The organism is Candidatus Omnitrophota bacterium, from assembly GCA_041649175.1.
Lineage (GTDB): Bacteria > Omnitrophota > Gorgyraeia > Zapsychrales > JBAZNR01 > JBAZNR01.
The window spans coordinates 337,371-349,668 of record JBAZNR010000002.1 but is presented as its reverse complement, the minus strand read 5'-3'; the positions used below and the strand labels follow the sequence as shown (position 1 = coordinate 349,668).

The 12,298-nt window shown below is 43.2% G+C and carries 11 protein-coding genes and 1 riboswitch; all 11 genes read right to left on the bottom strand.

All coding sequences use genetic code 11. The features are described 5' to 3' along the window. Positions 1-38: 38 nt before the first annotated feature. The 11 genes from WC676_06765 to WC676_06715 all read right to left on the bottom strand — a co-directional run bounded on the left by WC676_06765 (position 39) and on the right by WC676_06715 (position 12,293). Positions 39-1,862: a type II CAAX endopeptidase family protein gene (locus tag WC676_06765; protein ID MFA5060310.1), complete on the bottom strand. Its 1,824-nt coding sequence runs from the start codon at positions 1,860-1,862 to the stop codon at positions 39-41. Positions 1,863-1,881: 19 nt separating this feature from the next. Further along, on the bottom strand, positions 1,882-2,271 hold the full coding sequence (locus WC676_06760; GenBank protein ID MFA5060309.1) for a PilZ domain-containing protein: 390 nt from the start codon (positions 2,269-2,271) through the stop codon (positions 1,882-1,884). A 12-nt stretch (positions 2,272-2,283) separates the two neighbouring features. Then, complete coding sequence (locus tag WC676_06755) at positions 2,284-2,952, bottom strand: hypothetical protein (protein ID MFA5060308.1); 669 nt, start codon at positions 2,950-2,952, stop codon at positions 2,284-2,286. A gap of 3 nt (positions 2,953-2,955) precedes the next feature. Next, positions 2,956-3,819, bottom strand: a complete 864-nt coding sequence (gene nadC, locus WC676_06750) for a carboxylating nicotinate-nucleotide diphosphorylase (protein ID MFA5060307.1) — start codon at positions 3,817-3,819, stop codon at positions 2,956-2,958. A gap of 121 nt (positions 3,820-3,940) precedes the next feature. Then, complete coding sequence (locus tag WC676_06745; GenBank protein ID MFA5060306.1) at positions 3,941-4,462, bottom strand: hypothetical protein; 522 nt, start codon at positions 4,460-4,462, stop codon at positions 3,941-3,943. A gap of 6 nt (positions 4,463-4,468) precedes the next feature. Next, positions 4,469-5,644, bottom strand: a complete 1,176-nt coding sequence (locus tag WC676_06740; GenBank protein MFA5060305.1) for a hypothetical protein — start codon at positions 5,642-5,644, stop codon at positions 4,469-4,471. 18 nt (positions 5,645-5,662) lie between these two features. Beyond that, entirely contained in the window at positions 5,663-6,154 is a 492-nt protein-coding gene (locus WC676_06735) for a hypothetical protein (GenBank protein ID MFA5060304.1), read from the bottom strand. Continuing rightward, the gene (locus tag WC676_06730) at positions 6,151-6,540 is read right to left on the bottom strand and encodes a prepilin-type N-terminal cleavage/methylation domain-containing protein (GenBank protein MFA5060303.1); all 390 of its coding nucleotides are present in this window, start codon (positions 6,538-6,540) and stop codon (positions 6,151-6,153) included. Before WC676_06730 ends, WC676_06735 begins: the two co-directional genes overlap by 4 nt. Before the next feature lie 85 nt (positions 6,541-6,625). Next, a riboswitch (cyclic di-GMP riboswitch) is annotated at positions 6,626-6,755 on the bottom strand. Positions 6,756-6,820: 65 nt separating this feature from the next. Then, on the bottom strand, positions 6,821-9,457 hold the full coding sequence (locus WC676_06725) for a valine--tRNA ligase (GenBank protein MFA5060302.1): 2,637 nt from the start codon (positions 9,455-9,457) through the stop codon (positions 6,821-6,823). A gap of 27 nt (positions 9,458-9,484) precedes the next feature. Continuing rightward, a complete protein-coding gene (gene cimA, locus WC676_06720) occupies positions 9,485-11,056 on the bottom strand; it encodes a citramalate synthase (GenBank protein MFA5060301.1) in 1,572 nt (523 codons plus the stop codon). Positions 11,057-11,069: 13 nt separating this feature from the next. Beyond that, entirely contained in the window at positions 11,070-12,293 is a 1,224-nt protein-coding gene (locus tag WC676_06715; GenBank protein ID MFA5060300.1) for an aspartate kinase, read from the bottom strand. Positions 12,294-12,298 lie beyond the last annotated feature (5 nt).

Genomic DNA, 12,298 nt, shown 5'->3' with positions numbered 1-12,298 from the left:
AGAAAAATAGTAAAATTTTACTAGATATTTGTCTTACCCTATTTTTTAACGCTTTCCAAAGCTTTTTCAATGACTACGGCATCCCATCCATGAGTAATGAGTTCTTGGCGAATTTCTTCAGATGGTTTTGGTGTAGAGTTATTTTCTAGAAAGGTTTTCAAAACCCCGAGATTATAAAGCTGATGTTTGTTGAGCCGCCATACAATAGCTCGTTCTCGTTCTTCTTTATTAAGGATAAGTGCCGCAATGCCAAGGAGAAGTGGCAGTGCCAGAATGGCAAGTGAAGAATAAAAATCAACCGGCTGCGACTTTCCCAGAAGAAAATCCGCAGATCCCCAGAAGACATCAAAAACATAGTGAGCGACAAGCACGGGAATAATGCCGAAGTTCAAATAAACATAAGATAGAAACAATCCCATGAGAGCTACTTCTATTCCCCGAAACCACATGGGAAAAACCGGATAAAGCGTGTGTCCAAACCCCCAAATCGTTGATGCGAGAATGACCGCTAAGAAAATATTCCCCGTAATTTTTTTGATCCAATGAATGGCAAATATTCGGAATGTTATTTCTTCCACAATGCTTGCCCGAAACGCGATCGCTAAAGCTGAAAAGAAAGGCCAGTAGGCGGTTGAGAGTTGCGTTAGCCATGTTCGCTCGATCCACACGCCAAGGTATTTTTGTCCCAAATGAAAAGCCGAAGACTGGATGCCGGCCATAATGATGGCGGCTAAATATCCCAGAATGATCAGAGAAAAAACTGATCGCGACCAAAAGGTTGACAAAAGATAATGGGAAAAAGATCCCTGAATTTTTTTAGGATAGATCTCGTGGCGCAGAGATTCTCCGGCTAGCCCCGGCATTAAAATAGCAATGGCAATGAAGAATATTTTTACCAAGAAACCAAAGCTATATTGCCAGAAGTAAGATGACAATGATGCCGTTGTTTGGTATTGAAAAAGTAAGGCCTGAAGATTGTTGAGAAAGTCAAAAAGTGATAGAAAAAAGAGAATAACAGCTGATGCGATAAAGAAATTCTTTGTGGTGGAAAGCGCGGCGTGGTTACGCCGGAGAACGACCAAAAATGTTGAGGCGGTTAGAAGCGCAATATAAAAAATTGTAAAAAGAACGGAGAGATTTTCTCCGGTGTGCTGCTGTCGCTTAATATGACGGGAAAATTTTTCCGGAATTTCTAGTTGGTTTTTTGTAAAAGAAAGAACTTCGTTTCCGGAGATAGTTGCGCCGATCAGAAGCTTTGCTCCGCCTAAGCCAGGTTCTTTGCCCCAGGGAACGTAAACATCATTTTTCTCCCAGGAAAAACCATAATCGGTGCGATGGTCGTATTTTTGCTCCCGGCTTTGATGAACGGTATAATTACCTTCTTCGAAATTGAATTTTTCTTTTAGGAATTGGATAGCGCGTTTCTTTGCCGTTTCTTCTGTTGTTGGATCACGGTATTCGGTGTCGCTGATGAATCGGGTAAAGGAAGCGATCTCACCGGTAGCAGCGCTTACGGCAAAGCGGAATTCTTCTTTTTCATTTTCTTTAAAGAATCGGACCGCCCATAAGAAAAGATCGAATTGATGCTCGGAGATGAATTTTTGTTCTTCTTTAAAGCCCAGAGATTTTTGCAAGTAGCGGTCGGCGTCCGTATCGACATAGAAAATAACCGCGGTTTTATAATTTGATGCCTCAAGCGAATAATTTTCCGATAAGTAGTTTTTTGCAATGGCAAGAGCCTGGCTTCGATTGACAGAAAAATTAGCGGATGAAAATTGCGGATAACTAAATGAGAACCAGCAAGCGCCGCAGGCAATTGCGGCAGCAATAAAGATGGCCCATGTTGATTTTGCGATTTTCACAATAAGATCTAAAGAAAAATTAGCCGAGTTTCAGGCTAAATACGTATTTATTGATTTTTTTTCGGTCATCATCGCTGATATCCGTAAACTCAATGCCGGCGTCGTAACGTTTATTTTTTTCGCTGGCGACCGTGAAGGGTTTGACCCAAGCAATCCGGCCGTTCGCAGAAATTGTGGGAGGGTCATCGGGAAGCGAAATGTCGAGCTTTACAAGGTCCCCGGCATGAACTTCCGTGTTGATCAAGAGGCATATTCCCCCTGCTCCGATATTGCGTGATCGCCCTTTTTGAGAACCTCCCGAGCTGGAAACCACCGTATAGTTGATGTCAACATTGACATTCAAGCGGACAAATTTTCTTCGCTCTGCGATCAACTCGTCATTAGATTCTGTCTGATTCGTTGTGTTCATGGCTCTCTCCTTTTAGAGAAAATTAATGATCTCAGGCGGAAGTTTTCTTAATTCCTGGTTCCCGAGGATCTTTACTGACCAGCGCAATAATTCTAGTTTTTGTTTTAATTTTGTTCCGGGCTCTTTAAGGTCTTTTAATTTCTTTCGAGATAGGAAGAATATTTTCCGTAGCGTATTGAAAACAATTCTGGCTTCACGCGGACGGCTATGCCCCGTTTTAATTAAGTGATCAAGGCTGTTATAGGCTATTTCGTTAACGACTTTATTATAGTGGTCTAAGGACTGAATAAGTAAAGGGACCATGGAGTTAAAGTATTGGTAGCGATCCATCAGACAGAGCGTATGCATGATCTCCACTTGAACAAAGCTAGAGTCAGTATGGTTGAGCCGGTAGATTAGGGTTTTTTCGACGGATTTCTTTTCGGCGCCAAAAATTTCCTGAGAGAAAGTATTTTTTAATACACGCACGGCGGCAGCGCATTCGTAGGGAGAAAGGCTATCGTCTTTGATCATCGCCAAAAGGATCTCTTTTGATTTTTGCTCATTTTTCTTGGCGTAGCCTTCTAGGAGACTTTTGTCGTCAAAAAGCGTATATTGCTCGGTCTCTTGAGCGAAAGATGTTTTTACGCCAGAAGAAAGGAATAAAAAACAGCACAAAGTGAAAATGACTTTATTTCTCATAGCCTAAATCAGCTCCAGTGACATATCAATTGATTTCTTTGTGTGCGTGAGCGCGCCGATCGAAATGCGCTCAACACCGATTTTTGCGACTGAGCGAACATTGTCTAAGTCTATGTTCCCTGATGCCTCGACCTGCGGCCGATTTTTTTTAGGAAGTTTCTTTATTGAAGCAATGGCTTGCTTCATGGCCCGCAGGCTCATATTATCCAGCAATATTATATCTGGTTTTGCCTTAAGGGCTTCGTTAAATTGTGATAAGTTCTGAACTTCAATTTCAATAGGTTTACGAGTTTTAGCCTTAATTTGGCGCATGATCTCTTGGATGGATTTTCTTTGCCTGTGGCATGCGGCAATATGATTGTCCTTGATAAGAATAAGGTCAGATAAACCAATACGATGATTGATGCCACCACCACACCGCACGGCTTCTTTCTCTAGCGTTCTTAACCCGGGTGTTGTTTTTCGAGTGTCCATGATCTGGACTTTAAACGGCCGAACTTTGACAACAAAAGAATGTGTTTTTGTCGCGATGGCAGATAGATGAGCTAGAAAATTCAGCGCAGCTCGTTCCCCCGTTAAGATCGCGCGGGTCCTTCCTTTTAAGAAAAGAATTCTTTTTCCTGGAGAAACAAGCGTTCCGTCTTTATGTGGCACGTGAATTTGCATGTGGGGATCAAGTTTCCTGAATATTTTCTTGGCAATGTTCAGCCCGAAAATAATAGATTTTTCTTTAACGACGATATAGGCTTTTGAGACCTGATTTCTTGGGATCAAGGCATTGGTGGTTAAATCATTTCGACCGGCATCTTCTCTTAATGCCAGAGATATTAAGTTGTCGACGTAAAAGCCCAGATTTTTATTCTTCATAGATGTTTGATTATAATATCGCGAAGGGGCTGTTTCAAGACAATTCTCTTTAGCCGGAAACATAAGCAGCTCTGAAATAACTTATATTTTTTTGCTGAGAAAGTTATTACTATCAGATTTCTTACGGTGCGGTGACGGAAGAGGAAATGTCCTTTTCTAACACTTTTGACACGGATTTCAGACGGTATAAGTTCTGCAACATTTCTTCGGCTTGTTGATCGCTCGGATTGCTGTGCTTGAGCTCTTCGTAATATTTGATCCTTTCATCAAAAGCATCGACATTCTTTTGATATTGCTCTATGGTTGATGGGGATTCTTTGATAGCGTCTTTGATTTTTTTATTTTTGAGCAATCCAGATTTTTCGGTAATTTTCTCAACCTGTATGTCCCATTCTAATTGTGTTCGAGGAGCATTCTCTTTTGAACGGACTTCAAAGCCGTATTTTTTCGGGTCAACAGGAACAAGTTTTCTTTTTTGAGATTTTACTTTAACGGGCTCCTCATTGTTTGGTTTTGACGCGTCACGATTCTTGACGCTGACCGGCTTGTCTAGGTGAGATTCGAGCATGCGGGAAAGAAAAAAATTGATGGTCAGGACAAAGAAAAGGCCGGCCACCGTAAATAAAATAACTTTCTTAATCATAAGAGTTTATATTTCTTTCCAAGAATTAGGGGTTGATGAATATCCTGGGGCTGCCCCTCCGACCAAACCTTCAAAGCCCGCGGGCACTTCACCGTTAACAATGGGGCTCACGTATTGAAAATCTTTTGTTGTTTGGAGCCATTCTGTAAAACTGATCCCGTTGTTGGCAATAAGATTTCCTTCTGTTTCTGAGGAAGAAAGAATTTCGGTAAAATTAGCTGTTCCATGCGAGTAAAGGGATCCGGAATGTCGGGCGACCAAAATAGAGCCTTGATTATAATTTTCCCAAGCAATTACATTAAGATGCGAGTTATTGGCAACGCCGTCAAGGGGCTCCACGTAGCTAACGGTTCCGGTGGAAATAATTGTGAGGTCTTCATTATCGTTCCAGCCGTTTGCGTCAAACCATATTTCAACATCTCCTTGCCCTGGAGCGCTGCCTTCTACGTAAAGGATTTTCTTGCCCGTTACCGGCTCGTCCTCTACTTCGGCATGTGGATAGACAACAACAGTTTCTCCGTTTGCCGGAGTAACATAGATGACTTCGCTCGTCGGATAAGAAGCGGCGATATCCCGGTTATACTCAACAAAATCGGCAAATTCATCCGGAACGCTATTGCCGTTCATGTCCGGATAAGTTAATTTTGTATTAGCGACTAGCTGGTTCTCCAGTTTATCCTCGAAGTTTGCGTTAAGGTGAAAAGCGCTGTTTTGAAATGTTCCGTGGAGTCTCGTCTCGTCATGGACGTTAAGGTTTGAATAACGCCAGCTTGCGCCGACAGCGGTAAAATTTCCACCTGAGGCAATGGTGTGGTTAAAGATATTCGGCGGCAATGCCGGAAATTCAATTTGAATGCTTCGTTGGCTGCTGCCAATAGTTGCGGTAGCTGTCACCAGGCGCCGGTTTGGATTTGAATCGTCTTTTGTTAAAACGACCGGATATCCTCCGATGGTTAAGGTTGTTGTGCTGCCAGCGCCAAGCATATCTGTGTTATGGATAAATTCGTTGACTGCGGATTCGGCAAGCCAAAAAGCTTTTGTTGAGTTATTGTAGCGCTTTGCATTGTTAAGCTCGGTGACAGACGAAAGCGCGAATCCGGCCGATAGCGTGATCAGTGAAGCAATGACGATATAGGCCGTAATGAGGGCTACTCCCTTATTGCTTTTTAATTTTGTAAACATAGTCACCGCCTTTTTTAACTAGCGTAAAGCGATCTTCTCTTTTAAAGCAACACTACTTATTTGTCCGTTCGACATCTGTTTTGTTGCCGTTAAATTTATCGTAATAGTCGTTGGGTCTGCAACATCGGGTATCGGAAGAATCGAAAGAGTCGAAATATCCGATGCCAATGTCCGTGTTGTCCCATCCGCTGTTCTTAAAAGTTTTCCTGCGTCATTTCCGGTTGTTGTCCAACTGTAAACAACCGTTCCGACACCTTCACGCGAAAATGTAAATGACACACTGCTTGCGGTTTCTGTTCGGGAAATATTGCTTGCTTCGCGTAATTCCTGAGACATTGCCATAAGCGCTAATCTTGCCTGCCTTTGGGCTGTTACCTTTCCTTCAAATGTCTGCCAGGACATATTTCCCGTCGTAAAAACTGTTTGTAAAGCAATGATGATTACCGCGAGAATTCCCGTGGTGACCATAACCTCAACTAATGTTAGAGCATGAATATTTCGTAATTTCATTTCGTTATCCGTGTTGTCATAGTAACATTGCTCGTTCGTCCGCTTTTTGTCCAGCCAATAGCTACTGCGGCTTCCAGGGGGTTAGCCAAGGGATTAGTATAGGTGACACTGATCGTCTCACTTGGCAAAGTTATCATCCCGTCGTCCTGTCCCCAGGTGCTCCAGTTTGTTGATGTAATGTTTGACAAAGAACTGCGCGTTCTCATTTCTTCTAGGATATGCTCCGCGTGCGATGTTGCGATGGTAATATTGTTAGCGAATTCGGTTGATGCAATGGCATTCGCGAAAAACATAACAGCGCTCAAAACGCCGATGGCCAGAATAAAAACTGCTACCAGAAGCTCTGCCAAGCTTAAACCGCGTTTATTTAGTTTTGGTAATTTCATTTTCTTTAAAATAAAAAATCCTGCCAATTGTCGACAGGATGGATGCGTTCTTAAGATCCGAATATTTTTATGTTTCGGTTTAAGATAATGCAACCCAGCTGTCGTTCCCTTAATTTCAGGTTTTAGACCTGTGGCTTTGCCCTCATCCTCACGATGAAGATCTCGCTTGTTGCGCGAGATGCCCCGTTCTTTCGAACAGTTTGCCTTTAATTATCTTAGTTAAAGTATAACATATTTTCAAGCGGAGATTGAACTATTTAAGCCTTAGCATTTAAAGAGGTTAGGCGGATTCGGCGAGAGCTTTTTTGAGCGTGATCACTTGCTTTTGAAGGATTGCGGAGCGCTCTTTTTCTTTTGCCACGACTTCTGCGGGGGCTTTTTGAGTGAATTCCTTGTTATTGAGGCGCGCGGAAAGATTTTTTAAAGCGGCTTCTTGTTCTGTGACTTGCTTTTGGATTCTGGCTTTTTCTTTTTCAATATCAATAATTCCGGAAAGTGGGATAAAAAACTTTATTTGCTCGACAATTCCAGCGGCGGTATTTTTTGACCGCTGAAAATCTTCTTCAATGGAAAGATTTTCTATTTTGCCCAGTGTTTTGACCACGGAAGAATTTTCTTTAAAGAGGTTGCGGGTTTTTGAATCTAAAGCAACTAAAGTACAATCTGTTTTTGAGGCTTGATCGATGTTCCATTGCGCGCGGCTGGTGCGAATGGCCGTGATGAGATCGATCAACACCTGCATGGAATTCGCGCCTTTTTTATCGACAAGATCTTTATCGATTTTTGGCCAAGAACTGATGACCAGCGATTGCTCACTGCCTTTTATTTTCTGCCAGATCTCTTCGGTCACAAAAGGCATAAAGGGGTGAATAATTTTTAAAGATCGCTCAAGGACGAACAAAGCAACTGATCGCGTGGTTTTGTCGTTAAGTTTTTCTTTGGAGATTTCCAAATACCAATCGCAGAAGTTTTTCCAAAAGAAATCATAGATGAGGCTTTCTGCTTCGGAGAATCGGTAATTCTCAAGCGCTTTTTCAACTCCTTTGATTGTGATGTCGAGTTGAACTAAAATCCATCGGGACGGAAGATCAAGGTCTTTGATGTTGAAAGTTTGGGCGGTGCTGCTGCTTTGTCTGGAATCAGGAATATTCATCAAAATCAAACGCGTAGCATTCCAGATCTTATTGGCGAAATTTCGTCCGATTTCAAATTTTTCTTTGGAAATGTAGAGGTCTTGCCCGGCATTGACGATAAGGCTAAAACGCAGCGCGTCGGTTCCGTATTCATTAATGATTTCCAGGGGATCAATGGCGTTGCCGAGGGATTTTGACATTTTTTGCCCCTTGGCATCGCGCACGGTTCCGTGCAGATAAACTTTAGAAAATGGAATATCTCCCATAAATTCTATTCCGGCCATGATCATTCGCGCTACCCAAAAGAATATAATTTCCGGAGCGGTCAATAAAGTGGATGTTGGGTAGAAGTATTTGAGGTCTTCATTTTTCTTGGGCCAATCGAAAGTAGCAAAAGGCCAAAGCCATGATGAAAACCAAGTATCTAAAACATCCTCGTCCTGGATGAGGTTCGTTGATCGGCATTTCGGGCAAGATTGCGGCGTATTTTCAGAAACAATAATATTTTTATCTTCCGGGCAATCTTGACAATACCAAACCGGAATACGATGTCCCCACCAGATCTGCCGTGAAATGCACCAATCGCGGATTTCCGTCATCCAATTAAGATAAACCTTGGTCCAGCGGCTGGGATAAAACTTGATCTTCCCTTTTTTGACCGCTTCAATAGCCGGTTTGGCCAGTGGTTTCATTTTGACGAACCATTGCTTGGAAAGATATGGCTCAACAACCGTATGACAGCGGTAGCAATGCCCGACGGCATGCTGGTGCGGTTCAATTTTCTCTAAAAGATTTTTTTCTTTAAGGGCTTCAATGACGGCTTCCCTTGCTTTAAATCGATCTAAACCGCTAAATTGTCCGGCATTATTGTTAAGCCGGGCATCCGCGTGCATAATATTGATAAATTCTAATTTGTGCTTTTGTCCCATAATGAAATCGTTCGGGTCATGGGCGGGAGTGACTTTCACTGCGCCGGTGCCGAATTTTTTATCAACAAGATCGTCGGCAATGATTTTTATTTCACGATTCATCAAAGGCAAAATAAGGATCTTCCCGATCCATTTTTTATATCGCTTGTCTTTGGGATTAACGGCAACGGCGGTGTCGCCGAGCATGGTTTCTGGACGGGTTGTAGCGACCGTGACGTATTCGTCAGGACTGTCTTTGAAGGGATAGCGAATATGGTAAAGCGATCCTTGTGTTTCTTTGTGTTGGGCTTCTTCGTCGGAAAGGGCTGTTTGGCAGCGCGGGCACCAGTTGATGATATATTGTCCGCGGTAAATTAAATCTTTTTTATAAAGTTCAACGAATACATGGCGTACGGATTTGCTGTATTCATCATCCATGGTAAAACGCGTACGCTCCCAGTCACAGGAAGCTCCGAGTTTTTTAAGCTGATGAATGATGGTATCGCCGTATTGCTGTTTCCACTCCCAAAGTTTCTTAAGGAATTCTTCTCGGCCTAGATCTTGACGGCGTTTTCCTTCTTTGGCTATCTGTTTTTCGACGACGTTCTGGGTGGCAATGCCGGCGTGATCGGTGCCGGGCATCCAAAGCGCTTCAAATCCTTTCATGCGCTTATAGCGAATGAGGATATCTTGCAAAGTATTATTGAGCGCGTGGCCCATATGCAAAATGCCGGTGACATTGGGCGGCGGGATGACGATGGTAAATGGCTTTTTATCGGGATTGGGCCTAGCGTGGAATAAATTATTCTTTTCCCAGTAGGCGCGCAGCCTATCTTCTGTTTCTTTGGGATCATAACGCGTGGATAATTCGATCATGTTAATGAGGCCATTTGGAAATTTCAGTTAAGATTTCTTCTGGTCTTTTAATAATTTATATTCTACAGAATCCATCAACGCTTCCCAGCTAGCCTCAATGATATTCTCGTGAACACCGACGGTGGTCCAGGAATCTTTATCGTCCTGCGATTCGATCAAAACCCGAACTTTGGCGGCGGTGCCGGCCTTTGTATCTAAAACACGCACTTTAAAATCCGATAAATGCATTTGATTTAAATGCGGATAAAATTTATTTAAAGCTTTACGTAAAGCCTTGTCTAAGGCGTCTACCGGCCCGTGTCCGTCGGCGGCGCTGAATTCATCGTGGCCTTTGACATTTAATCGGATAGATGCTTCGGCGAAAACTTTTCCGTCGTGGCGTTTTTCCACGGTGACTTTAAACGCTTCCAATTTAAAGAAAGACGGATATTTTTTAAGCTCGCGCTTCATGAATAATTCAAACGAAGCGTCGGCCGCTTCAAATTGATAACCTCCATGCTCTTTTTCCTGAAGAGATTTTAAAAGTTTCTTGGCTTGCGGAGATTTTTTATCCAGCTTTAAATTTAATTCCTGCGCTTTTAAAACGATGGGAATTTTTCCTGCCAGCTCGGATGTTAAAAACCGGCGATGATTTCCCACTGACTGCGGATCAATGTGCTCGTAGGCTATGGGCGTTTTGTTGACGGCATCAATATGAACGCCGCCTTTGTGGGCAAATGCCGAATGCCCCGTGAAAGCATGATTATCGGGGAGTTTTTGATTGCTCATTTCGCTTACGAAGTAACACGTTTCGGTCAAGAGCTTAAGTTTATCGTCGGGGATTGACTTCATCTTCATTTTTGTATTTAAGATCCCGATGATGGAAGAAAGATCCGCGTTTCCGCAGCGTTCTCCTAAACCGTTGAGTGTTCCTTGAACTTGCGTGCAGCCGGCTTGAACAGCGGCAATGGAATTGGCAACCGATACGGATAAGTCATTATGCGTATGAATTCCTAGCTGGACGCTAAGTTTTGGTTTTACTTCCGAGACGATACGGCGGACTTCCTCGGGTAGGCTTCCGCCGTTGGTGTCGCAAAGAATAATGCAATCGGCGCCGGCAGATTGCGCGGCCAGAATTGTTTTTAAGGCATATTCGGGATTGCGCTTATAAGCATCAAAGAAATGTTCGGCGTCATAAAAGACTTCCCTCTTTTTTTTCTTGAGGAATTCCACCGAATCAAAGATCATCTTTAAATTTTCATCCAAAGTTGTCCGCAAAACGTCGGTGACATGCAAGTCCCAGCTTTTTCCGAAGATGGTGATCGTTTTTGTTTCGGATTTGATGAGCTCTTGAAGGTTTTTATCTTCCGCGGGTGTTGTTTGAGCGCGCCGGGTCGAGCCGAAGGCCGCCAGAACAGAATTCTTGAGCTTGTGTTTCTTCATTAACGCAAAAAACTCTTTATCTTTCGGATTAGAGCCCGGCCAGCCGCCTTCAATGTAATGAATCCCGAGTTCGTCCAATTTTTCCGTGATCTTCACTTTGTCGTTGACGGAGAACGAAACTCCCTCAGTTTGGGCGCCATCGCGTAAGGTGGTATCGTAAATAACAATGTGAGGCATGAAGCGGTCCTTTCTATACCTTTTCTAATTTAAAACTTTTGTGTAGTTCCTTAACAGCTTTGTTGGCAAATTTTCTTTCGATGATACAGGAAACGCTAATTTCTGATGTTGAGATCATTTCAATATTTATTTTATTATCGGCTAATGATTTGAACATCTTCGCGGCAATTCCGGGGTGCGAACGCATACCCGATCCGACAATAGAAATGCGCGCGATGTCTTTATCGTAGGTGATATTTCCAAAACCGATGGTTTTATTGATATGCCGCACCGTTGTAAGCGCTTTATTGATCTCGGTTTTGGGTACTGTGAACGAAATATCGGTATGGCGCGTGCGGCTGACATTTTGCACGATCATATCGACATTAACGCCTTTTTTAGAAATTTCGGTAAAAATACGTGCTGCAACGCCTGGTTTATCCGGAACGTCGCAAATGGTAATTTTGGCCTCTGATTTATTGCTGGTAATGGCGCGCACTGAAACACTTTCTAATTTCTCATTTCCTTTCACGATCATGGTTCCTTCCTCCTTGGCAAAACTTGAACGTACGTGTAATGGGATATTATATTTCTTGGCGACTTCAATAGAACGGGCTTGCATGACTTGCGCGCCCAAGGCCGCCATTTCCAACATTTCTTCGAAAGTAATGACCGGAATCTTCTTTGCCTTTGGAACAATGCGCGGGTCTGTCGTGAAAATTCCAGTCACATCGGTATAGATCTCGCAAACATTCGCGCCCAGCGCTTGCGCTAAGGCAACAGCCGTTAAGTCTGATCCGCCGCGCCCTAAAGTTGTGATATCGTCGTCGTGAGTGACGCCCTGAAATCCCGCGACGATAACGATCTTATTTTCCAAAAGAGCTTTTTTAATTCTTCGCGTGTCAATCCTTAAAATTCGTGCTCGGGTATGCGATCTATCGGTTTTAATTCCGACCTGTCCCCCGGTAAACGAAATGGCGTCGTGGCCTAGTGTTCGGATCGCCATCGCTAAAAGTGAGGAAGAGATCTGCTCTCCCGTTGACATGAGCATGTCCATTTCTCGTTCCGGAGGATTCTTGGTGATCTTAAACGCGTAGTCCTCTAATTCGTCAGTTGTGTCTCCCATCGCGGAGACAACAACAACAACATTTTGATGAGGATTTTTATAGGACGCGATACGCTGAGCGACTATTTTAATCCTGTCGATATCGGCGACCGAAGACCCGCCGTATTTTTGCACAACTAATTTCTTTTCCATCTTTT